Source organism: Methanococcoides seepicolus (genome assembly GCF_023684405.1).
Taxonomy (GTDB): domain Archaea; phylum Halobacteriota; class Methanosarcinia; order Methanosarcinales; family Methanosarcinaceae; genus Methanococcoides; species Methanococcoides seepicolus.
On record NZ_JAGSOI010000002.1, the window covers coordinates 1 to 23,575 of the forward strand.

A 23,575-nucleotide genomic window follows, 5' to 3' on the forward strand; every position below is an offset into this window, starting at 1 on the left:
ACTGCAATCATTCGATCTGTAATGCTCATTTATTGCGAGAACTAACCGGTATAAGTGAGAATGATGAACAACTGTGGTCGAAAGATATGGGTGATCTGCTCATCAATATCAAATCCTCTGTAGATAAAGTCCGAGAAATATCTAGGAACCTGAAACAACAGAAGATAAAAGAATTCGAAGATTGTTATAATCGTATAGTTCATACTGGGTTGGAAGAGAATCCACCACTCCAAATACAATCAAAGAAACGTGGAAGAAATAAACAAACCACGGCAAAAAATCTGCTGGATAGGTTTATTGGTTACAAAAATGACATTCTCAGGTTTATGCACGATTTGAAAGTTCCATTTGAGAACAATCTTGCAGAAAGAGATGTGAGGATGGTGAAAGTACAACAGAAGATATCCGGTACGTTCCGAAGTGTGCAAGGAGCTCTAATTTTCTGTCGGCTAAGAAGCTACATTTCTACTGTTAAGAAGAATCATCTTTCTGTAATGGATGCAATTCAAGATGCAATTGCTGGAAAGCCATTTGTTCCAACAATTGTTTGATTTTAGGATTGCAAATTAATTTTGTGTATTATAGTCGGTCATACAGGATTGACGATAGGTAGGCTGAATAGTTACCTTATTTTTATAACACAATAATTATTCCGTTTTGATTTTTAGTAATTCTGTAACCCATTACACATCTCTACCATTGGTTCCTTATACAGACCATTAACCAACCACATTCCACTATCACATATCCTTTTTTCTGAAGAATAGCAGCCAAGTCTGTCCCTCAGATTGATAGTTTTGTTATTTTTCAAGGAATAAAAAAAGAAAAATTTATGACATGCTAAACATGCCATAAATAACACACAAAAATATCAATATTCCTCTTTAATATACTTGATCATCTTCGGTGTCAACAGTGGAATGATCTGTGGAAGCATGTTCGGCATCAGGTTCCCCATCGCCTCTGGCATAAGATCAGGCATCTGCTCTCTCAGATCATCAGACATCTGAACACGCCTTCCCACAGCTTCAAGCATCTCCGGCATGACCTTTGGCATTATGCCTGGCAGAAGCATTGGCATCATAACAGGCATCATTGGCTTCATCATGAGGTCCATGCCTGGTACATACTTTACCATCTTCATCATACCCCGCAGCGGAGCGGGCATTGCAGCCATCATCTCTGGAAGCAGCTCTACCATAAGATCGGTCATGTTCTCAGGCTTTAGCAGATGGATCATCTGGTCGAAAGTTACCCAGGCTGTGAGTGCAGCGCTCGTGGTGTCAGGTATATCATACCCAAGACTGCGGGCAACCGTTGCCGAAAGGTCCTGAACGTTCACAGAACTGCCACTGTTCTGTGCAGCTATCCTCAACTGTACCTGACAGCACGGACAGGCTGCGACCATGACCTCGGCACCGATGTCCTCGGCTTCCTTCAGTCGCATGTTACCAATAACATTCGCAACTTCCGGATCAGCGACCAGTGTGAGTACCGAGCCACAGCAATGACCGTTCTCCCTGTTATGTTCCATTTCACGGAAGTCAACACCTGGCACTGCTTTTATGAGATTCCTTGGTGGCTCGTATATGCCACCTGCACGACCCATGTGACATGCATCGTGTATGGTTACGACCTTGTCGAGCGGCTTGACAAACTTCTCAGAAAGCACATCTAGCTTGTCCTCCAGCACCTGTGAATAGTGTTTGGCCTCGAAGTCGTATTCGATACCGAGCTTCTCCGCCCACTGGCGATAGAATGTGTCCCATACCAACCAGCATGCAGGACAGGAGGTGATAACGGTCTTAACACCCTTCTTCTTCATGTTCTCGATGTTCATCCTCATGATCTTCTCGAAAACATCCCACTTACCGGCTGCAAGCATAGGGATACCACAACAGGACTCTTCCTTTCCGAGATAGGTTATCTCCAGACCTGCATCTGTGAGTAGACGGACTGAAGCCTCAGCAATGTCCTTCTCGACAAAGGATGCAGTACATCCTGCGAAGTAAGCGTATTCGGCCTTGTCCTTGATCTTTGGCTTAAGGTCCTCAGGGATCCATTCTTCCCTGTTCTTGAGATATTCTCCCCAGATGTTACGCTCTTTGAGCAGGCTGGAAGCCATTATCTCGAACGGTGGGATGGTCATCATACCACGGTTAACCACCAGTTCATTCCTCAGGGTCATCCAGGAGTCATTTATTGGAAGATCGAGCTGGCATCTGTGGTCACAAAGTTCACAGGTGGTACAGGCAAGGAACGTGTCCACCTGTTCCTGTGTCATCTTGTCCCTGCCAGCGAGGTATTCCTTGATGAAGAACCACTTGCCTCTGGGGGACTGGGATTCCCAGCCACGACCATAGTACTGGTCACATTCCTCGACACAGTAACCACATTGAGCACAGGTGTATGCATGAGAAACAATGTCTGCTTCAATGTCCTTCTGTTTTCTGAACTTCTCGACCCCGACACCGCTACGATTACCTACGAACCTCATTATTGGCTCGAATGCTTTTGATAATGTAATTCCGGTCTTGAGAATACCTTTACCTGAAATAGTCTCAGGGTTCATTATGTCATCAGGATCGACCTGTTGCTTAAGGTCAAGCATCTTCTTAAGACGGTTACCATAGACATTCTCTGCCTCTTTTGCAAAATAAAGACCTGAAGCATATATCCTTCCGCCGTTCTCTTCAGCGATCTTGACGATGCTGATACCCAACGTGAATGCGAGGTTGAACTTGAACGACCTTTCAGAGTGAGGTATGAAACAAAGCAGTATGACATTACCATCCTTTGCCACCATACCTTCCATTAGCACAGGCAGATCGATCTTCTGCTTGATCTCGCTGACAACTTTGCCCACCTTGTCCAGAGGCACGATTATTTCTGCAGGAATGAAGGAAGGACCGAGCCTCTTTACCTTCATGGAACGGAACCATTCTCCGGCTTCATGTTTGGCGATGGCATCAGAAAGGACTTTGCCGCCACTGCTGGTGATAATATTTTCAAGGGCACTTACATCCCTTGATTCAGGATAAATGAAGTTACAAATATATGACTTGGGCAATTCCGGCCTGTCCTCGACCACCGGTTCGCCATGATGGGTAGAAAACGGCATTTCATTCTTCATGCCTGCCCAATCGGGATTTATAAATGAGATAGACCACAGTGGCACTTTTGCTTCTTTTACTGCCTGAACAGCTTTCTGCATGGATGCCGGATCTGCAAATTCCGCAGAGATTATAGCAGTGTCTTCTTTGTTTCTTATCTTAAGGGTAATCTGTGTGATGATGCCGATAGTACCCATACTTCCGATGAGGGCATCCATTTCATCGCCTGAGAAATCCCTTATCTCGCCGTTTGGCAATACTGCCCTTGCGGAGACCATTGTGTCCTGGGACCAGCCATATTCATAGCTGCCATATCCTATACCGTTCTGTGCAAGCCAGCCACCAACCGTTGCTGCCGGAGCACTTGAAGGCATGGTACAGACAGAAAGATTCTCTTTGTTGAGCTTTCTTTCAAGGCGTTCCCAAACGATGCCTGCTCCAACGGTCACTGTCATGTTGTCAGTATCGATGGATACAATGTCGTTCAGCAGATTGACGTCTGCAACGATACCACCCTTTGTAGGAATGACACCACCATAACCGGATGATGCACCTGCACGGGGGACAACAGGAATAGAATATTTTCGTGCGAATTCCATCAGTTTGACAATATCATCCTCGGTACGCAATTTTACAATCGCGGCAGGATCGGTATTGCCTAACATCATCTTTGCCATTGACGGCAATGCGCCAACATCATGACAATAGAAGTGTCTTTCTCTTTTGCTTAAGTTCACACGGTCGCCAAATATGGCGGCAATTTCTTCCTGCTGAGAGGAATTCAGGTTTGCTATATTTTTTGTCACACAATCTCCCCCTTAAAAGTAGGGTCGTTTTTCAATATAAACGCTTTAAATATGACATGGAGATTTTGTCCAATTTAAAAAAAAAATAAATTGGAAACAAATTATCTCCATTTAAAATTTCAGTGAATCTTTGGGACATATGTCAATGCATCGTCCACATTTGATACAATCCGGCTTGTTACCGATATCACGAACCTCAAGTTCCATCGGACAGACCTTTTCACAGAGCTTGCAGTCAACACATGACTCATGATCCATCTTAAGCTGGTATTTATTACCGCCGATGATCCTCTGCATTGTTCCCATTGGACAGAAGTTACACCAGGACCTTGTGTTGAAGTAGCTTCCAAGCATTGTACCAATGACTGTCGTCACAAGACATATTGACACAAAGATCATACCAATAAGTTCAATGGTATTCTGTGCTGCAATCGTTACTGAGATACGGTACAACATGAAAGCCATCATGAGACTGAATACCGGGATCCTGACCCACATACTTGACAGGACCTTGGGGATCTTTCTTTTCTTTGAGATCTTGATTATCCCGTAATCGAAGTAGCTCCCACGTGGACAGAGATTTCCACAGAACCAACGGCCTCTGAAGATACTGCTAATGAACAATGTTCCCATGACAAGGAGCATGAAGTAACCAAGCATCGGATACCAGAGACCTGCAATGGAAACGATCACTACCAGTGGACCAAGATAAGGAGTTATCTTAAGCATTTACCATTCCTCCAGTTCCTGTTCCACTTTTGCCGCCCATTTGCTGACAATTCCCATTATCAGTTCCTTGATCTCTTTCTTGTTGTTTATTTTGTAAATGAATGAATAACCGCCTCCATCGAGATTATTCTGTGATCTTGTGAGTATTCCTTTCTCATGCAGTTTCTTGACAGACCTCTGTACCGTTGAAAGGTCGAGTTCCACAAGGATTGCTATCTGTTCCGTTTTGCTCCAATTATCGGGTTCTTCAAAGAAGTACTCCAACACTTTCATGTCAGCCCGTGTCAGGTTCAGAGCACATTTTATCACATCTTTAATTTTGAATTCTTTACATGCGAAGTCTATCATTAAATCACCGCCATTAATTGTCAGTACTGCTACATTATCACAGCTGCATATAAACGTGGTTAAGTAATGAAGAATGAAGGATGGTTTTGGCAGTACCGTGGATAACTGTGGTGTTTTGGCAGTAATAGAGAGTTGATAAAAATTTTAGATAAAGAATTGATACTACTCAGATAAAAGCTGATGCTGCAGAATAGAAACAAATATCAAACGGTGACACTTTGCTAAAAAACCGAAAGAGATAAATTTGATTTATTTGACAAATGTGCGTATTTTCTCAATCAGTTGGTGAACCAATGTTGAAGGATTACTATCACGGCTTATGATGTCAACACCACTACTCTCATGCAGTGATACTACTTCTTCTGAATACTTCATTGCAATATCAATACGATCTTTAGTCTTTTCATATATTTGAGAATCATTCTTTTGATATTGTCCTAAAAATTGTACTAATTTTCTTTTTAGCAACTTATTATCAAGTGGTCTTTCATAACGCTCAAAATGAGAAAGAATCCAGAATTCAAAACATGGATTAGAAAATATTATTTGGATATCTTCAGCAGATGCGAGTTTTTTTGCTTGACTAAGTTCTTTAGAAGAATTCTCATCCCGATCAAAAACACAGAATATCAAATCTCCTGGCACATAGTCTCTGCTATGCTTTAAAACGTCTAATGCATATTTTATAACACTAAGAGCATCCTGATCATCCGATGATTTTACCTTAATTTTTAATTTATTAATTCTCAAATCCGATCTCATATGCTCAAAATAATGAATCTCAGTCTTTTCCCCTTCACAAAAGATCCACATCTGAGTAATTGATCTTGTACCTTCCCTTCTTACCATAGTACAGCCTCTTTAATGCTTATTCATACAATGTTTCATCAATGAAGGGGACGCCACCAACTCTGCCATTAAGATAAGCTCTTTCAAAATCAATATCTTGCCGGATATCGTAATCGAGAAGTGAACTTAGTGTAGTAAAACTATTCTGCTCTTTGGAACAAAAATAGATTTGATCCTTTCTAAAAAGTTCATTGTCAAGCAAAGTAGTATCATGAGTTGTAAAAATCAATTGCCCGTTTTTGTTATTTTTGCTATTAAAAAGCTTCACGATCATACGAGTAATTTCTGGATGAAGACTTGAGCCTAATTCATCTATGAAAAGCACTTTGTCCTTTTCCATTATGTCTAACAACGGACCTAAAATAGAGAGGGTTTTTCTTGTGCCTTCAGATTCATCAATCAAATCAAAATAAACGATTTTACCATCATCTGATCGATGCATTGTCTTAACTTTATATACATCCTCCATATCATCGGTGCTTTCAAAATTAGAATTTTCATTTGAAAATCCGAAAGTGACTTTTTTGATAGGAATTTTTTGGACATTGACTAAAAAGTTTTCGATACCGCCAAAATCAGCTTTCTTCAAAATATCAAGTACCTTTTTTTTGAATTGAGAATCTTCTTTTATTTTAGTAATTGTATAATCCATCCAGTTATTAGAAGAATCTCCATGAGTTAAATTCATGTTAACAATTATATTTTTTGAAATATACTCAAATATATGTTTTGTTTTATAATAACCTAATTGGGTCGCACGTGAAAGATAAAGAGTATTATCAATAGTTTGAGATGGATACAATTTTTGTTTTTCGGCATCAATGCCAAAATTGAAACTTTTTGTATTAGTCCTTGAAAATACAAGTTTTTCTTTTTTCTTTGATATTTCAAACAAATACTCTTCAAACACTTTTGTTGAATTGCAGGAAAAACCATATCTATAAGTCTTACCGCTACAAGTAAAGATTAATTCAAACTTACTTGGTTTTTTATTTGAAGCTTCGCTTAACTTAAATGGAGTTACGATTGGAATTTTGGAATTTACATTAAAAGTATGGGAATTCTTGACCATACTTTTCATAAAACTAATTGCTTTCATTAAATTAGACTTGCCCGCAGAATTTCCACCATATATCAATGCTGATTTTAAAAGGTGATTTCCATCATCTAAATTAATTAGATTTTGAGATATTTTTTTGCTTGAACTGGAGTCCATGTTCAAAGTAACTCTGTCTTTAAAAGATAGAAAATTTTCAACCGAAAATTCTAGTATCATATTACATGCTATGATAGAAGGAGTAGATAAAGATAACCAATAAATACACATATATCTCATTTTTACCACCATTTATGGGGAATAATTGAGATAAAATTGATTAATTTACAGTTTTTCCGTAAAATAATGCATAATATGCAATTCCCCTCTCACTTAAGAACATTGAATATTGAAATATGAATAATAAGTTTCAACAATACATATACAATAACGTACAACGACCGACATCCCAAAAAACAACCCTGCCCGATCTCACTCACATGAGCATTGAGAGTAAACGGGTTATTACTCATAACATTCTGCTTCATGTAATGCAAAGTACCCTTGGAGAATCCCATCTTTTCCCATTCAGTATAGACATGTCAATGATCTTCTTCCTCAACAGATCAGAGTCATCCCTTTATTCATTTGCCATATAGAATGGAGTCAATCTCGCTTTACCACTATCAATTGCAGATAATGACCACATGTCTTCGTTCATCATCCTTTGTATCTGATACAAACATATACAAGGGACTTTTTATTATTAGATATTTACATAATCATTGAATTCTTGCATCTGAAAACGTTCAAGGTATCATGCAGAAAAATATCTACGGTACACCTACCACATCAGGCGATACTATCGATATTCCTGTAATGTATTTGTTCACTATATATCAGACTCCATCAAAAATATTTAAAGCAAACTTAAGCCACAAATACTATGGCATATGTTTTTAATTAAGAAAACTAATTTAATTATAACCTAAAATTGGTTTTACTCAGCTTTTATTTTTATTGTAGAAATACCGCATATTACCTCATAAATAAAAAAAAATAGTGTTTGTGATATATTGAATGGAAAAATAAAGTCATTATTACTGGTATTGCTAATTGCAATAAGCCTTGTTGGTGCAGGATGTGTCCAACAGGAAGATGAAACACCATCTGAAGAAGCAGAACCTGTCATTATTGGTTATCCTCCATGGGATGATGTGAGGGCAAATACCTTTGTGCTAAAGCAGGTACTTGAGTCTGAAGGATATGAAGTTGAAACTGTAAACGCTGATCTTGGAGCTGTTTTCCAGGGAGTTGCACAGGGAGATATCGACCTCTTTGCCGGTGCATGGTTACCGACGACCCAGGGATTGTACTGGGACAGATATGCGGATGACCTTGATTACGTCAAGAACATAAGCAGCGGTGCAAAGATCGGATTGGTCGTTCCAACGTATGTTACTATTGACTCCATAGACGAACTTAATGAAAATAAGGACAAGTTCGAGGGAGTTATACAGGGAATTGAACCCGGTGCAGGAATAATGGCAACTACTGAAGTTGCAATTGAAGAATACAACCTTGATTATGTACTAAGTGCAAGCAGTACCGTTGGAATGGCAATTGAGCTGCAGGATTCAATCGATAATGAAGAGTGGATGGTTGTAACACTCTGGCAGCCACATTGGGCATTTTCACGCATGGACTTGAAATTCCTGGAAGACCCGGAGAATGTCTATGGTGAAGGTGACAATATTGTTCTCGTGGCAAGAAAAGATTTGTCTGAGGACAGGCCAGATGTCTATGAAATTCTTTCAAGATATGAAATGGAACTCTCTGATATAGAATCCATCATGCTGGATCTTGATCAGGGATTGACTCAGGAAGATGCAGCAGCAAAATGGATAGAGGACAATCCTGAAAAGGTAAACGAATGGCTGGGAGAAGAATTATAACTTCTCTCTAATTTCTTTTTTTATTAATTTGTACATAGCATACAAGGATTAGAAGTGATCATTTCCTACGGACAATTTTGTATCTTTTTTATTGAATAGGATTTCTACAGAACCGTAGTTTTCATATTGTAGTATTATTACATATAAAACACATAACTGCACTACGGTTATAAGCTACAAGATAAATTTCCTAATCCATATCTTTAATCATATATCTTACTGGGCTAAATATTTTTAATCAGTACACTCCCCAACTCTCCAACCTCTCCTTCCCATGTGCATTGAGAGTAAATGGCTTATCACTCCCGATATTCTGCTCCATGTAATGCAATGTACCCTTAGAGAATCCCATCTTCTTCATTTCAATCCGGAGACCACAACAGGCATATGTATCTTCCATTATTATTCATGATGGATGGGAACTATTAACCTATGGTTTCATTATCTCTTCCTTATTTGGTTCCATGAACATCCATATCAACCGGCTTAATTTTTGCCTTGTGGAGTTTCTTCTATGGTTCCAGAGCTGAGTTCAATTGATCTGAAACTAGGTCAGGTCATGTGAAATATATAATGAATAACAGTTAGGAATAGATAGAACATGTCTGAAAAATTTGACGTTAAGCTGGACAGTAAAAGCTATTTACCTGATCCATCGGTAAAGGAAAATTCCTGGATGCAGGATTATGAAAAGGTTTATAGTGAATCTCTCAAGGATCCTGAAAAACACTGGGAAAATGTTGCAGAGGAACTTGAATGGTTCGAAAAGTGGGACAAGGTGATGGAATGGGACCATCCCTATGCAAAATGGTTCACCAATGCTAAAATGAACATCACCCACAATTGCCTTGACCGCCATGTCTTCAACGGGAGAAGGAACAAGGTCGCAATGATCTGGGTGGGTGATAACGGAGCAGAACAGGTTATCACATATCGTCAGCTTTACCGCGATGTCATGAGATTTTCCAATGGTCTCAAATCTTTGGGCGTTGAGAAAGGTGACACGGTATGCATATACATGCCACAGGTTCCTGAACAGATCGTGGCCATGCTGGCATGTGCACGTATCGGTGCGATCCATAGTGTCGTGTTCGGAGGTTTTGGTGCCAAAGCATTGCATTCCAGGATAAAAGATGCACAGGCAAAGATCGTCATCACTGCAGATGCAAGCCTTCGGCGTGGTAAGCGCATTGACCTGAAGTCCCTTGTGGATGAAGCTGTGGTCAATGCCTCATGTGTTGAGAAGATAGTGGTCCTGAGAAGAATGACACCTCAAATGGAACTCTTTTCTGAGATAGAGGTGGACTTCTATGAGATAATGGAAGATGTGGAGAAGGAGTGTGAGCCCGAGATAATGGATTCCGAGGACCCCCTGTTCATTCTCTACACCAGTGGAACAACCGGTCCGGCCAAGGGGATAGTTCATACTTGCGGTGGCTACATGGTAGGCACATACTACACCACAAAGAACGTTTTAGACCTCAAGGAAAACGATGTCATGTGGTGTACTGCAGATCCCGGATGGATCACAGGTCACAGCTACATTGTCTATGGTCCTCTTTCCATGGGTGCAACGATCCTCATTTCTGAGACAACGCCTGACTACCCGGATCCGGGAGTATGGTGGAGCATGATAGAGGAATTCGATGTGAGCGTCTTCTATACGGCACCAACAGCGATACGCATGTTCATGAGGATGGGAGAAGAATGGCCCGGGAAGTACAACCTGAGTTCCCTGAGAATCCTGGGTTCGGTTGGCGAACCTCTGAACCCAGAAGCGTTCAAGTGGTACTATCGTGTGATCGGTAAGGAAAAATGTCCTGTTCTGGATACCTGGTGGCAGACTGAAACGGGCATGCACATGCTCACCACAGCTGTTGGAGAGCCCATGAAACCGGGATTCACGGGAAGACCCGTGCCAGGTGTGGTTGTTGATGTTGTAGATGAGAATGGTGACCCGGTGCCTGCAGGAACAGGTGGTTTCCTTGTAATAAAACAACCCTGGCCTTCCATGATGAGGACCGTTTATGGTAATGATGAAAGATATCGTCAGTATTGGACAACGATCCAGAATTACTACAGTGCAGGTGATCTTGCCGTAAGGGATGAGGATGGTTATATCATGATACAGGGACGTGCCGACGATGTCCTTATCGTTGCCGGTCACAACATTGGAAGTGCAGAGGTCGAAAGTGCACTTGTATCCCATGAGGCCGTGGCTGAAGCTGCTGTAATAGGAAAACCTGATCCTCTTAAAGGGGATTCCATCAAAGCTTTCGTCATACTTCGCATGGGCTTCAACTCCTCCGATAAACTGAGGCTTGATCTTATGTATCATGTAAGGATGAACCTGGGTCCAATTGCAATGCCTTCTGAGGTCGAAATTGTTGACTCACTGCCAAAGACCCGCAGCGGGAAGATCATGAGAAGGTTGCTTAAGGCACAGGAGCTTGGAATGGATCCTGGGGATGTGTCCTCATTGGAGGATTGAGTTCCTGCAGCCAGATCTTGCTTATGGAGTGCGAAACGAGGTGATGGGCGTAGCTCATCACCTCACTTACAGCAAATCTCCACAAAAATTAATCATTTGAGACAAGCTTTTCCCATTGATTTAACCTTTCCCTTACATGAGCATTCAACGTAAACTGCTTATAACTCTCAGCAGTACCAGCTGTCTTGCTTCGTTCAGGCTTCTGGGAAAGTAGACAACACCGAATCTTATTCTTATTTCATAATAATGAGCATTATATCATTAGAAGTATATTCGATAAGTTAATATGCTATTAATTTATTATTATATATTAAGAACCATGTGTCATTCACGACTCCGGTGGTACGGTCTGAAAACACGAACACTGTGGTGGTGGTGGTTCTACTTAATAAATAATTGGGAGTGGGGATGTCATTCCTCCTTCATCCCCTCTGTTTTTGAGAACTTCAATTTCAGTCATAGATAAATTTTAGACGTTTCTTCAGGCATTAATAATTCTATTTCATATCAATTTTAGAGAAAGCTATCAATTACTTTCCTTATCCCTTAGTATTTAGACTAAAATCCCCCTTCCCTAACTCTGTCCTTCAGTTGTTTCAACGTACTCCTGTGTTCAATCCCCATTTCCCAAACATCATCAAGAGTCAGACAAAGCACCCATTCATTAATTTTCTCAATATTCAAGTATGATCCAACCCTATCCCCTTCAGGCTCCTGCATATCAATATTGTTTTCCTCCTTGCCAATGCAAACAATTGAATCAGCATAAACATGCCTCCTCTCAAGAATCTCAACCTTGCCATCAAATTTATGCTCTGGATATTCCACATACTGCCTTATTGGTTCTGAACAATTGTCAAAATATAATAGTGATATAGCATTAATCGCATCACCCCTCTTTCAGATAAAGGTCTAAATTTGAATATATTTTTAAAATGGCACATATACTAACACTACTGGAAAAGGCACATGCCTTTGGAAACTACCAATAGCTTAGGTACATATAAAGAAAGAGAGTAATTTTCTTATTTGTAAAATTGTATTAGAGCAAGTGGATTTGGTATAATGGGTAAAAAAATAAGAGATAACAAAGCACTTGAAGACATACTTTTAGATGCACAATACCTAAGGTTGGGACTTTGTAGTAATGAAAAGCCTTACATCGTACCAATCTCATTCGGATACAAGGATAATACAATATATTTACATAGTTCCCGAAAAGGTACTAAGATCAACCTTATAAAACAAAATAAAAATGTTTGTTTTGAAGTGGATACTTTTTATGAAACTCTTCCATCAGATGAACCCTGTTCATATTATATGAAATACCAAAGCATTGTAGGCTACGGAACTGCAACAATTCTGGAAGATGAAAAAGAAATAAAAGAAGGTCTTAAGATCATTATTGATCGCTACCACAATAAAGAATACAGTATTGATGATCTAGACCTCAAGAGAGTGGCAATCATCCGTATTGACATAGATGATTTGCATGGCAGACAATATGGAATGAATGATGAATGATCTAATTAAACCAATTGTTTTAATGAAGAAGGAATAGGGACAGTATGAAATACGGACTTGGAATTGATGCCGGTGGCACTTATGCTGTCGCTTTTCACTTGTCGCATTTGTCTCTCGGAATTCTCGTTTAATTTCCATAGAAAAAAGACAAACGCGACAGCAAAGCTACATAAGATAAAGCATTTGAGACAAATTTTCCTTATTGATTCAAGCGTTCTCTTACATGTGCATTAAGCGTAAAAGGCTTATCATCCTCAGCATAATCTCCCAGCTTTTACATTTCATTCAAAAATGTTAAAGTGATTTTTCAGAGAAAATCAGTCATAATATCAATACTATCTGAAATTTTAAAAAAATAAAATGAGATGATCTGGTCTTATGATATGTAATGACCAAGTTTATAGGCAATGCTCTTGATTTTTTCCATGAACAAAACATATACACCAACGTACAACAACCGACATCCCAAAAAACAAGCTCCTGCCCGATACCACCCACATATTTATTAATAATGCCTATTTATGAGAATGACAGGAGATAAATAATGAGCACACGCGAGTATATGCTTGGGAACGTAGCGATCGCACGAGGGATCGTGGAAGGAGGAGGACGTGTCATTTCCGGATATCCGGGTACGCCTTCTTCTGAGATCGTAGATACGTTGTCCAAAATGAAGGAACGCGACTTTTATGTCGAATGGTCCGTTAATGAAAAAGTTGCAATGGAAGTTGCTGCAGGAGCTGCCATGACTGGTGTGCGTTCTGTGGTCACCATGAAGCACGTAGGTCTGAACGTTGCAGCAGACCCTCTTATGACACTGTCCTACATGGGAGTCAAGGGCGGAATGGTCGTCATTGTGGCTGACGACCCGGGATGTCACTCATCCCAAAATGAACAGGACACACGCATATATTCAGAGTTCTCACTCATGCCATGTCTTGACCCTTCCACCCCACAGGAAGCAAAGGACATGATACCTTATGCCTTTGAGCTTTCCGAGAAGTTCGAGCTTCCGGTCATATTCAGACCGACCACCAGAATATCACACGGCAAGGCAGATATCGAACTTGGTGAGATCACTGAACACAGAGTGCAAGCCAAGTTCGAGAAGGACACATCCCGCTGGGTAATGGTCCCAAGCAATGCGGTTGTCAGGCATCCACACCTTCTTTCAATACAGGATGGCATCAGGGAAGAGCTTGAGACATCCCCGTGGAACGAACTTACCCTCAATGAGAACTCCAAGATCGGAGTCATCGCAGCAGGTATTGCTTCGGTCTATGCAAAGGAAGCTATTGAGAACCTGGGTGTATCCGCATCATACTTGAAGATCGGTGCATACCCTGTCCCTGAAGGTCTTATCAAAAAGATGTACGAGCAGGTCGATACAGTTCTCGTTATCGAAGAACTTGAGCCCATTGTGGAAGACCGTTGCAAGATCATTGCAAAGGACATGGAAAGCAATGTCAAGATCATCGGAAAGACAGATGGCACTGTTCCAAGGGTCGGCGAACTTAATGTTGACCATTGCGTAAAGGCCATCGCAGATGTTTTCGGCATCGAATCAGGTCTGCCGGAGATCAAGGAGATTGAGATGGAACTGCCACCAAGACCCCCTGCAATGTGTGCAGGTTGTTCCCACAGGGCTACCTACTATGCCATGAAAAAGGTATTTGGCAAGAATGCGGTCTTCCCAAGTGATATTGGATGTTACACACTGGGCATACAGAATGGGACCGTGGACACCACCTTGTGCATGGGAGGAAGTATCACCGTTGCATCAGGCATCTATCACTCTGGTGAAAAGCAGCCTATCTGCTGTTCCATTGGAGATTCAACGTTCTTCCATACCGGAATGAACGGATTGCTCAATGCAGTATATAATAAGGCGAACATCACAGTTGCAATTCTGGACAACCGTATCACCGCAATGACCGGTCACCAGCCAAATCCTGGCATGGGACTTACATCCACAGGTGAGGCCACAAAGGAGATCGACCTTGAGCAGCTCTGTCGCGGACTCGGTGCCGAATTCGTCGAAGTTGTCGATTCCTTCGATGTGAAAGCAACGATAGAAGCATTCAAATGTGCAAAGGATTACGAAGGCACATCAGTGATCATATCAAAACAGCCCTGCATCATCTACGCACGCAGAACAGGTGTCAGGCTGATACCATTCAAGGTTGACCACGATAAGTGTGTAGGCTGTAGGATGTGTGTGAACCTTGGCTGCCCTGCAATTGAATTTGACAAGGAGACCAAGAAATCCACGATCAATGCAATGTGCACAGGATGTGGACTGTGTGCAGAAGTATGTAAATTCGATGCGATAAAGGAGGTTCAGAAATGAGCAGTAAGGCATCCAAGTTCGATCTTGTAATATCAGGTGTCGGTGGACAGGGAGCGATCCTCGCTTCAGATATCATCGGAAGGTCCGCAGTTATTGAGAACTACGGAGTTCGTGCAGCGGAAACTCATGGAATGGCACAGCGTGGCGGTTCAGTAGTCAACCATGTACGTATCGGCTGTGACCTTGGATCCATGATCCCCCTCAAAGGTGCAGACTGTCTTCTTGCACTGGAGCCTGTAGAAGCACTGCGCTATATCGATTCACTCGCAGACGATGGTGTTGTCATCATGAACACTGAAGCAGTTTATCCGGTGACAGTTACCACTGGAAAGGCACAGTATCCTGATGTTGAAAGCATCGTAGCAGAACTCAAAAAGACACACAGGGTAATTGCGTTCAACGCAACCGAAAAAGCGGCCGAGGCCGGAAGCAGACAGGCTATGAACGTAGTTCTTGTAGGTGCAGTCTCCAACTTCCTGCCGATCAAGACCGAAACACTGCTGGAACGCGTAAAGGAGATGGTACCGCCAAAGACCATTGATACCAACGTGAAAGCTTTTGAGATGGGAAGAAGTATGGTCGAATAAGACCATAGCTTCACTTTTTATTTTTATTTGCTAATAATTATTAGCAGTTGTTCACAGATGTACACCATCAAAACAGAAGATTTCAACCTTGAATATACCCTGGACTGCGGTCAGGTATTCCGCTGGGACAGGGACGGCGACTGGTGGACAGGCGTTGTCAATGGTGCTGTGGCACGTATAAGCCAGAACCCTGAGACCGGCGACCTCCGGGTAGATTCCTCTCTTGATGAGGCCTTTTTTCATAGGTATTTTAGACTGGATGATGACCTGCCGGCAATATTCAGGCAGATAAACAAGGACGAGCATATGGATATCGCCATCAACAAATATAGAGGATTGCGACTCATACGCCAGGATCCCAGGGAATGTCTGATCTCCTACATGCTAGCAACCGCTTCGAACATCCCCCGTATAAAGAAGAACATATCCATGCTCTCAGCACTCTTCGGGGAAGAAATTGAGAACGGTCATTACAGTTTCCCGAAAGTTGAAGCTCTCGCATCAGCCACTTGCGATGATCTTTGTGAATGCAAGATGGGATTTCGCACGGCAAGGATAATCAAAGCTGCGAATGCTGTCGCCAATGGCGATATTGTACTCGATGAACTGTTCAGTCTCGACTATGGCGAAGCTAAGAACGAACTGATGAAACTGGAGGGTATCGGGGAAAAGGTGGCTGATTGCATACTGCTCTTCGCTTTTGAGAAAATGGAAGGATTCCCTGTGGATACCCATGTAGAGAAAATAGTAAAGGCCTATTACGGGAACGACCCCTATTTTGAAGGCAATGCCACAAAATCAAAAATAGGTAATTGGGGCAGGCATTATTTCGGCGAATACTGCGGTTATGCACAGCAATACCTGTTCTACCAGAAACGACTTGAAGGTCTTATCTAAACTTCCGTTTTATAACCATCCATTGAGGAAGCTTCTAAACCCATCCTCTTTCAGTTCAAGGACCTGCTCACCTTCGAGAATTTCAAAGCCAGCCTTTACACTTTTGGAGATGTGCTTTCCAAGGGAACAGTTTGCAAGTTCTTTTTCAAGAAGCTCTCTTGCAGAGGTATGTTTTCGTGGAATTTCAGCCACATAGAAACCGTCCTTGATTGTAAATGAGTAAGCATCCTCATTGTCAACGTATTTGTCCCTGAACTTCTCGGCATGATCACGTACCCATACCGGAGGACCTCTGTGCATTTTGACATTAGGCAAAGTGCCTGACATAAGTTCCAGCATCACAACAGAATCCTCGCCACTCCATTTTCCAGCCTTGAGTACGGTAAATTCGTTCTTATCGAGCATTGGGACCACCGAGTTCTCCATTTTAGCGAACTGTGGATAGAATATATCATCAACCACATCCGGTGTCTTGAAGACGATGGCCAGCAGTGTTGAACCTTTCTTTTCCAGCCGTTCAACGATCTCAATGTCAGATATTGGTGGTATCAAGGATGAGAAGAACAGGCTTTCGTCCGGACTGCCAAGGAAACTGCGAGCCACATCAACAAATGTGCAGAACTTGTCCAGAGAGAGTGCAGCCGCCACATTCCTTTTCGGGTCAGTAGGGTCTATGACTACCAGAGGGTCCTCGAACTTCAGTTTCCCGTGTTCCAGAATATCGAGAAGCAGACCGGGCCTCCAATTAGATGCTGCTTCCAGTACCTTTTCGAATGAGCCGTAATTGATTACCAGAAGCTCGGTCAGATAGCCTGAAAATCCTTCGGTCTTAAGCTCTGAACCGTAAACTCCAGTCCCTCTCATGAACTGCTTGAGAAGCAGAACATCGTCCTCAAGCCCGTTCAGATTGGCCTTGATGAACTCGTTGTGGAAAGGTGTCCTGTCAACTGCTGAGATAATAGAACTTGCACTGGAAACACCATAGCACGGAACCAGATCGACATCGAATCCCTTGTATCGCATCTTCACGTAAGGATGTTCAGCATAATGCTCATCCCAATGTTCCGCCTCCTTTGCCACCTGCCTGCCAACTGACAGACCATAGCTTTCAAGGTCTTCACGGCTGGTATCATCTGGAAATGTGATGAATATGTCAAGGTCATGCGTGCCGGATATCCACGTACCCCTGGCAGCGGAACCTACAAGCTGTGTTTGTACATCCGTCAGGCCAACCTTGAATGTAAGGCAATCGATCTTGTACATCAGCTCATCGGCCACTTTGGTCAGGTGTTCCCTTTCCTTTTCAGTTGGCTTTATCTTTTCCAGAATGCTTTTTTTGAGGGATTCCATGTTAATTCTCTCGATAATCGTGTTCTTAGGGGTACTATCGTTCAAAGGTATAAACCATTTGAGATTGAAGATGGTTTTTGGAAATATCAAAGTACTTTTTCATTAATATTAAGAGAAAGAGGCATGACAAATAGGACTTATTCTTCTAAAAGATGTAGTGACTCAGTTGAGCTTATAGATGAGGATTTCTACAAAGACTAACAAAGTTAGATTTGTATGCAATTAATTTTTTTAGAATCGTGTATACTATATACAATAAACATATACTTATGTAAAAAAGTAGGCATACTCATAAAGTCTTAGAGTATAGTATTGCTCAAATACTGTGATTAATTCTGTATAAGTATAACTAGAATTTGTGCTCTTATTTTTGGCGAAATGTGATAAAAATGAAAATTAATAAAATATCAATTAAGCAATTTAGAGGTTTTAATGATGTTGAATTTCATTTAGGAAGTAGATTGACAGTTATAGCAGGGCAGAATGGAACTCAGAAAACTACTTTATTAGGAATGCTAAGTCAACCGTTTTCAATTCCAGATAAAGAGCATCCTTTATCTGGGGAAAAGCCACTTTGTGGTGGAAGGTTTAAATCTGGTTTTGCTGAGAAATTCAAATTGTCTGCTACTTTTGATAAACCTAAAAAACACGAATGGACTTTATATTTTGATCAAGATGATTTTCCAGAATACACAGTTGAAAGTATACGGAGGAGTAAAGCGCCAGGAGATATTCGTTTTTGGAAAAAGGGTGATAGGTCGAAAGGCTCTGGTTATGTCCAAAAGCCAGTCATTTATTTGAGTTTATCTAGACTTTTTCCAATTGGTGAGGATAGTAATCTTGATTCAAGTAATGATATTGAACTAACTGAAGAAGAATTCAAATTTTATGAGGAATGGCACAATAAAATCCTTATAATTCCAGATGTCAAAATTGAAAGTGCAAATTATCTTGCAAGCCACCAAAAAAATACGCTTGGGGCAAACACATCTTTTTATGACTGGAAAATGAATTCAGCTGGACAAGATAATATTGGCAAAATATTGTTGGCAATACTTTCTTTTAAACGTCTAATGGGCAGGGAGGGTTATGCTGGGGGTATACTTGCAATTGATGAATTAGATGCCACTCTATATCCAGCATCACAACTTAAATTGTTGGCAGCATTAAGAAAATTTGCTTCAAAGTACGATATACAAATACTTTTCACAACTCATTCACTTCCGATTCTTGAAGAGGCTTGCAAACTGAATTCAGATGAAAAGATTTCAGGACAAATTAATGTCGTATATCTTGAAAAAAGAGATAATAATATAATTCCAATTGAGAATTTACAATTTGAATCAATTAATAATAGGCTTCATGTAATTGCTGGAAAAGCTACTAAGAAATCGAAAATAACTGTTTACTGTGAGGATGACGAAGCTCGTATCTTTTTAAAGTCATTACTAAAAAATAAAAGAAACAAAAAATTGAATTATGTAGATGTAACATTTGGGTGTGAGAATTTAAAAGAACTTGCAAGAAAAAAAGTACCATGTTTCAGTTATCCACAATCATTGATTATTCTTGATGGTGATGCATCTCTTAAGGGTGTTAAAGCAAAAAATATATTACGTTTGCCTGGTAGTGAATCGCCAGAAAGACTTCTTGCTAAATACCTTTTTAATCTTAGTGATTCTGATAATTTTTGGGCAGAAATCGGTAGTGATTATACAAAACAGTTTGTTTTCAAAGATATTAGTTATAATGACATTTCTGATAGGGAAAAAGCAAAACAGTGGTATGGGATGCAAAAAAGTTATTGGGGTAGAAATAGTGCAAAATTGATTAATAAATGGATGGAAGACAACCAAGAAGTAGAATCTTTTTTGAATGAGTTTGATGAAACCTTATTGAGATACGAACATGAGTTAGGCATAGTTCTTGGCTAATCTAAAATAAATTAAGAAGTCTAATTTAATATAATGGCAGACAATATTAATGAAAATAGGAACTGCTTCAAATTGCCTATTCAAAAACTGTTTATCAAATCATAGCATAATGTACATGAACAAACACGGAACAGATTATGACAGTATTATACATTGTGGATTTTATTTTTTTAAAAACTTGTGGAGTAGATGAACTGTGAGTAGATTTTGTTCTCCTTTGAGATATCCTGGTGGAAAAAATCGTATTTTCAAGTTTGTTTCAAATCTATTTTACGAAAATGAGATGATAGGGGATAGTTACGCAGAACCATATGCTGGTGGAGCAGGTTTAGCATTGAAATTGTTATTTGAAGGCTATGTCAATCATATTTATATCAATGATTTTGATTATTCAATCTATTCTTTTTGGAAAGCTATTATTGAGCAAACTGATCGTTTCTGTTCTTGGATTGAAAATTGTGATGTTTCTCTGGAAACATGGCATGATTGTAAGGAAATTCAAAAGAATGGGTCTGATGACTATTTTGATTTAGCGACATCAACATTTTTCCTTAATCGCACTAATATATCTGGAATTATTAAAGGTGGAGTTATTGGGGGGGTAGCACAGAAAGGAAAATATAAAATTGATGCTAGATTCAACAAGAATGATCTAATATCGCGCATCAAAAAAATATCTGATTATCATTCACAAATTAGTATTTCTAATCTTGATGGCATTGATTTTTTAGAGAAATTTAAGGCAAATGCACAAGATACTTTTATCTATCTCGATCCGCCCTACTATAATAAAGGTGCAGATTTATATATGAACTTCTTTCAAGAAAATGATCATGCTACATTAAGTGAATATGTGAAAAAGCTGAATAACAAATGGATGATTTCTTATGACTATCAGGATTGCATAATCCGATTGTACGAAAATCAAAAATGTTTAAGTTATACTCTTTCACAAAATACTTCTAATAAAATGGGAACTGAACTTTTATTTTTTTCAGATGAGGTCAAATTTGAGGAATCAACTGTATTTTTGCGAGAACCAATTTTACTGAACAATTCAGTTGATTAATGTTGTTATATTTGTCTGAGCTTTTTTAGGCAAGCTATTCCCATATAGCAACTAATCAAAAAGTGTATCTCTAGCCCAATCCTGCCATTCCAAACGTAAAAAACTTGCACGCAGATATTGTTCAAAGGACAATAGTTGAAGAATACCCGGTTGAGATTATAGATGATAATTTCCACAAAGCCAAAGATACATAAATATTGTATCAAATTAAAGTCGTTGCAAAACAGATAACCATTTATACAGATGATAACTAATATTCTACTGTTAGCCACAAAGCTAAAAACAACTACCCACAGGCTTTTTGGGGAATTTACCACATTGATTGTGGAGCCTGTTTATCGGATAGTAATTCAATTTCTATAAAAAGGAGTAAATCACATGATCAGTGAAAGAATGGTTAAAGCATTGAATGGTCAGATCAACAAGGAGATGTATTCCGCTCATCTTTACATGGCAATGTCAGCCTACAGTTCAAACATCGGGCTTAGCGGATTTGCCAACTGGTTCATGGTACAGTATCAGGAAGAGATGTTGCATGCCATGAAATTTTACAACTACATTGTTGATCAGGGAGCAAAGGTAGAACTTCAGGCAATTGACAAGCCGGCACAGGAATTCGGCACCACCCTTGACATGCTCAATGCTACCCTTGAACACGAGAAGTTCATCACCCGTTCCATCAATGACCTGGTAGACCTTGCCATTGAAGAAAAGGACCATGCAACCAACATCTTCCTCCAGTGGTATATTACCGAACAGATAGAAGAGGAAGGCAATGATAATGAGATCATTGACAAACTTAAACTTGCAGGCGAGGAAGGAAACGGGCTTTTCATGATCGACAAGGACCTTGCAGCAAGAGTGTTCAATCCACCTGCCGGAGTAGCGAACTGGACACAGATCAGGTGATAATAAATGACAGAAAATATAGAAGGCGTTAAGCAAGTAAAGGGAACCATGCCAAAAGCCATCAGAATGGCCAAAAAGATGGATGATGACTTCGGGCAGGGAGTTGCAGGTTTCTACAAGGCCATCTGGAAGGACAGGGAAGAAGGGCTTTCAATGAAGAACAAACACCTGATGGTCTTCGCCATAGCATGTTCAAAGAACAACACTAACAGTGCAAAGAAGATCCTTGTGAAGCTCAAAAATCACGGTGCAACAAGGACAGAGGTCCTGGACGCAATGATGATGGCAGCATGGGCTGGTGGCATCCAGAACTTTACTGACATCAGCAGTGACGTACTGCCGGAAATGGAACAGATTGGATTCTAAGGCTTGATATAAGCCTTCTCTTTTTTAAAAACAAGAATAGAAGAGTGAAAAGCTCACTCTTCATCATAACCTATCTCTTCTTTTGTCAGATAACATGCAGGATCATCTGCCCAGACATTGCCATACACGGCTTCAGCCCGTACACGGAAATTAGCGTTGCACACATCGAACCACTTGCATTTTGCACATCTGTCAGCGTTCGCTTTGATAAGGAGTTTCCTGTCCTTGAGACCTGCCATGAGCTCATCGTTCAGGTCAGTCCATATCTCACTGAACTTCCTGTCCTTCACATTACCAAAGGTGTAATGCCTCCAGAACTGATCAGGATGAACTGAGCCGTCCCATGAAACACAACCAAATCCAATGCCAGTGGAATTACCGCGGTTCATCTTGAGAAGTTCATAGACCTCCTCTGCGCGTTCTGGATTCTCCTCTACAAGCCTCATGTAGATGTACGGACCGTCACAGTGATTGTCCACTGTCAGGACTTCCACAGGCATGCCTTTCTCATGAAGCTGCTTTGTGCGGTCCATGATAAGGTCAACGGTCTTGCGGCTTTCCTCATGGGAGAGGTCCTCTTCCACAAGCTTGGTCCCACGTCCGGCATAGACCAGATGGTAGAAGCAGATACGTGGAATATCCTCTTCCTCGATCATGTCGAAGATAGCAGGAATATCAGCCACGTTCTGTTTATTGATAGTAAATCTAAGTCCTACCTTGATGCCTTCTTCCCTGCAATTGCGAAGCCCTTCCATTGCAGCATCGAAAGCTCCTTCGACAGCCCGGAACTTATCGTTGGTCTCTCGCAGACCATCAATGGAAATGCCCACATAGGACAGACCGATCTCCTTGAACTTCTTTGCCATGGGTTTATCGATAAGTGTACCATTGGTGGAGATTACCGCACGCATACCCCTGGAGATCGCATACTCAGCAAGTTCCGGCAGGTCCTTGCGCATCAGCGGTTCACCGCCGGAGAAAAGCATCACAGGAGAACCGAACTCTGCCAGGTCATCTATCAGTTCCTTACCCTGCTCGGTGGTCAGTTCGTCCTCGAACTCCATGTCCTTTGCATGTGCATAGCAATGTACACATTTAAGATTGCAACGACGGGTCACATTCCAGACGACTACCGGTTTCTTATCCTTTGAGAATTGAAGCAGGTGTGACGGAAGTCTTTTTGAATCACGCCCGTAACGAAGGGCATCCGATGGCTCAACAGTTCCGCAATAGAGTTTTGAGATTCCTATCATAGTTATCCT

At 40.8% G+C, this 23,575-nt stretch carries 19 protein-coding genes; 11 read left to right on the plus strand and 8 right to left on the minus strand.

Going from position 1 to position 23,575, the window contains the following annotated elements:
- Positions 1 to 551, plus strand: a 551-nt coding sequence (locus KDK67_RS00615; RefSeq protein WP_250866908.1) for an IS66 family transposase, incomplete at its 5' end; no start/stop codon positions are given.
- A gap of 320 nt (positions 552 to 871) precedes the next feature.
- On the opposite strand, the gene KDK67_RS00620 is transcribed toward KDK67_RS00615, so the two are convergent.
- The 5 genes from KDK67_RS00620 to KDK67_RS00640 form a co-directional block, all read right to left on the minus strand.
- Positions 872 to 3,919 (minus strand): FAD-binding and (Fe-S)-binding domain-containing protein, encoded by a 3,048-nt coding sequence (locus KDK67_RS00620; protein ID WP_250866909.1) that lies wholly within the window; start codon positions 3,917 to 3,919, stop codon positions 872 to 874.
- A 111-nt stretch (positions 3,920 to 4,030) separates the two neighbouring features.
- A complete protein-coding gene (locus tag KDK67_RS00625) occupies positions 4,031 to 4,648 on the minus strand; it encodes a 4Fe-4S binding protein (protein WP_250866910.1) in 618 nt (205 codons plus the stop codon).
- Positions 4,649 to 4,996 carry a MarR family transcriptional regulator gene (locus KDK67_RS00630; RefSeq protein WP_250866911.1) on the minus strand — a complete coding sequence of 116 codons (348 nt, stop codon included), beginning with the start codon at positions 4,994 to 4,996 and terminating at the stop codon, positions 4,649 to 4,651. It lies immediately after the preceding gene.
- Between the two features lie 249 nt (positions 4,997 to 5,245).
- On the minus strand, positions 5,246 to 5,845 hold the full coding sequence (locus KDK67_RS00635) for an RloB family protein (protein WP_250866912.1): 600 nt from the start codon (positions 5,843 to 5,845) through the stop codon (positions 5,246 to 5,248).
- 19 nt (positions 5,846 to 5,864) lie between these two features.
- Positions 5,865 to 7,181: an AAA family ATPase gene (locus KDK67_RS00640; protein ID WP_250866913.1), complete on the minus strand. Its 1,317-nt coding sequence runs from the start codon at positions 7,179 to 7,181 to the stop codon at positions 5,865 to 5,867.
- A 776-nt stretch (positions 7,182 to 7,957) separates the two neighbouring features.
- Between KDK67_RS00640 and KDK67_RS00650 the strand changes: the two genes are divergently transcribed.
- Together KDK67_RS00650 and acs are read left to right on the plus strand one after the other, a co-directional pair.
- Positions 7,958 to 8,836 carry a glycine betaine ABC transporter substrate-binding protein gene (locus KDK67_RS00650; RefSeq protein WP_250866914.1) on the plus strand — a complete coding sequence of 293 codons (879 nt, stop codon included), beginning with the start codon at positions 7,958 to 7,960 and terminating at the stop codon, positions 8,834 to 8,836.
- A gap of 601 nt (positions 8,837 to 9,437) precedes the next feature.
- Positions 9,438 to 11,327, plus strand: coding sequence for an acetate--CoA ligase (gene acs, locus KDK67_RS00655; RefSeq protein WP_250866915.1), 1,890 nt, complete (start codon positions 9,438 to 9,440; stop codon positions 11,325 to 11,327).
- A 558-nt stretch (positions 11,328 to 11,885) separates the two neighbouring features.
- On the opposite strand, the gene KDK67_RS00660 is transcribed toward acs, so the two are convergent.
- Positions 11,886 to 12,155, minus strand: a complete 270-nt coding sequence (locus KDK67_RS00660; protein WP_250866916.1) for a hypothetical protein — start codon at positions 12,153 to 12,155, stop codon at positions 11,886 to 11,888.
- Between the two features lie 237 nt (positions 12,156 to 12,392).
- On the opposite strand from KDK67_RS00660, the gene KDK67_RS00665 reads away from it, so the two are divergent.
- The 4 genes from KDK67_RS00665 to KDK67_RS00680 all read left to right on the plus strand — a co-directional run bounded on the left by KDK67_RS00665 (position 12,393) and on the right by KDK67_RS00680 (position 16,685).
- Positions 12,393 to 12,851: a pyridoxamine 5'-phosphate oxidase family protein gene (locus tag KDK67_RS00665; protein ID WP_250866917.1), complete on the plus strand. Its 459-nt coding sequence runs from the start codon at positions 12,393 to 12,395 to the stop codon at positions 12,849 to 12,851.
- Between the two features lie 544 nt (positions 12,852 to 13,395).
- The gene (iorA, locus tag KDK67_RS00670) at positions 13,396 to 15,201 is read left to right on the plus strand and encodes an indolepyruvate ferredoxin oxidoreductase subunit alpha (protein ID WP_250866918.1); all 1,806 of its coding nucleotides are present in this window, start codon (positions 13,396 to 13,398) and stop codon (positions 15,199 to 15,201) included.
- On the plus strand, positions 15,198 to 15,788 hold the full coding sequence (locus KDK67_RS00675; protein WP_250866919.1) for an indolepyruvate oxidoreductase subunit beta: 591 nt from the start codon (positions 15,198 to 15,200) through the stop codon (positions 15,786 to 15,788). Before iorA ends, KDK67_RS00675 begins: the two co-directional genes overlap by 4 nt.
- A gap of 57 nt (positions 15,789 to 15,845) precedes the next feature.
- Positions 15,846 to 16,685 (plus strand): DNA-3-methyladenine glycosylase family protein, encoded by an 840-nt coding sequence (locus tag KDK67_RS00680; protein ID WP_250866920.1) that lies wholly within the window; start codon positions 15,846 to 15,848, stop codon positions 16,683 to 16,685.
- Positions 16,686 to 16,694: 9 nt separating this feature from the next.
- On the opposite strand, the gene cca is transcribed toward KDK67_RS00680, so the two are convergent.
- Positions 16,695 to 18,035 (minus strand): CCA tRNA nucleotidyltransferase, encoded by a 1,341-nt coding sequence (gene cca / locus KDK67_RS00685; RefSeq protein ID WP_250866996.1) that lies wholly within the window; start codon positions 18,033 to 18,035, stop codon positions 16,695 to 16,697.
- 389 nt (positions 18,036 to 18,424) lie between these two features.
- Here cca and KDK67_RS00690 point away from each other — a divergent pair, with 389 nt between their 5' ends.
- The 4 genes from KDK67_RS00690 to KDK67_RS00705 all read left to right on the plus strand — a co-directional run bounded on the left by KDK67_RS00690 (position 18,425) and on the right by KDK67_RS00705 (position 22,313).
- The gene (locus tag KDK67_RS00690) at positions 18,425 to 19,969 is read left to right on the plus strand and encodes an ATP-dependent nuclease (protein ID WP_250866921.1); all 1,545 of its coding nucleotides are present in this window, start codon (positions 18,425 to 18,427) and stop codon (positions 19,967 to 19,969) included.
- Positions 19,970 to 20,165: 196 nt separating this feature from the next.
- The gene (locus KDK67_RS00695; protein ID WP_250866922.1) at positions 20,166 to 21,038 is read left to right on the plus strand and encodes a DNA adenine methylase; all 873 of its coding nucleotides are present in this window, start codon (positions 20,166 to 20,168) and stop codon (positions 21,036 to 21,038) included.
- Between the two features lie 378 nt (positions 21,039 to 21,416).
- Positions 21,417 to 21,947 (plus strand): ferritin, encoded by a 531-nt coding sequence (locus KDK67_RS00700; RefSeq protein ID WP_250866923.1) that lies wholly within the window; start codon positions 21,417 to 21,419, stop codon positions 21,945 to 21,947.
- Positions 21,948 to 21,953: 6 nt separating this feature from the next.
- A complete protein-coding gene (locus KDK67_RS00705) occupies positions 21,954 to 22,313 on the plus strand; it encodes a carboxymuconolactone decarboxylase family protein (protein WP_250866924.1) in 360 nt (119 codons plus the stop codon).
- Positions 22,314 to 22,366: 53 nt separating this feature from the next.
- Here KDK67_RS00705 and ahbC read toward each other — a convergent pair whose 3' ends face one another.
- Positions 22,367 to 23,566 (minus strand): 12,18-didecarboxysiroheme deacetylase, encoded by a 1,200-nt coding sequence (gene ahbC, locus KDK67_RS00710; protein WP_250866925.1) that lies wholly within the window; start codon positions 23,564 to 23,566, stop codon positions 22,367 to 22,369.
- Positions 23,567 to 23,575: the final 9 nt, after the last annotated feature.

Excerpts from the sequence above, each read along its gene's own strand:
- KDK67_RS00640 (WP_250866913.1), bottom strand. The coding sequence starts at position 7,181 with ATGAGATATATGTGTATTTATTGGTTATCTTTATCTACTCCTTCTATC.
- acs (WP_250866915.1), top strand. The coding sequence starts at position 9,438 with ATGTCTGAAAAATTTGACGTTAAGCTGGACAGTAAAAGCTATTTACCT.
- KDK67_RS00675 (WP_250866919.1), top strand. The coding sequence starts at position 15,198 with ATGAGCAGTAAGGCATCCAAGTTCGATCTTGTAATATCAGGTGTCGGT.
- KDK67_RS00635 (WP_250866912.1), bottom strand. The coding sequence starts at position 5,845 with ATGGTAAGAAGGGAAGGTACAAGATCAATTACTCAGATGTGGATCTTT.
- KDK67_RS00705 (WP_250866924.1), top strand. The coding sequence starts at position 21,954 with ATGACAGAAAATATAGAAGGCGTTAAGCAAGTAAAGGGAACCATGCCA.
- cca (WP_250866996.1), bottom strand. The coding sequence starts at position 18,035 with ATGGAATCCCTCAAAAAAAGCATTCTGGAAAAGATAAAGCCAACTGAA.
- KDK67_RS00625 (WP_250866910.1), bottom strand. The coding sequence starts at position 4,648 with ATGCTTAAGATAACTCCTTATCTTGGTCCACTGGTAGTGATCGTTTCC.
- iorA (WP_250866918.1), top strand. The coding sequence starts at position 13,396 with ATGAGCACACGCGAGTATATGCTTGGGAACGTAGCGATCGCACGAGGG.
- KDK67_RS00665 (WP_250866917.1), top strand. The coding sequence starts at position 12,393 with ATGGGTAAAAAAATAAGAGATAACAAAGCACTTGAAGACATACTTTTA.
- KDK67_RS00690 (WP_250866921.1), top strand. The coding sequence starts at position 18,425 with ATGAAAATTAATAAAATATCAATTAAGCAATTTAGAGGTTTTAATGAT.
- KDK67_RS00680 (WP_250866920.1), top strand. The coding sequence starts at position 15,846 with ATGTACACCATCAAAACAGAAGATTTCAACCTTGAATATACCCTGGAC.
- ahbC (WP_250866925.1), bottom strand. The coding sequence starts at position 23,566 with ATGATAGGAATCTCAAAACTCTATTGCGGAACTGTTGAGCCATCGGAT.
- KDK67_RS00630 (WP_250866911.1), bottom strand. The coding sequence starts at position 4,996 with ATGATAGACTTCGCATGTAAAGAATTCAAAATTAAAGATGTGATAAAA.
- KDK67_RS00700 (WP_250866923.1), top strand. The coding sequence starts at position 21,417 with ATGATCAGTGAAAGAATGGTTAAAGCATTGAATGGTCAGATCAACAAG.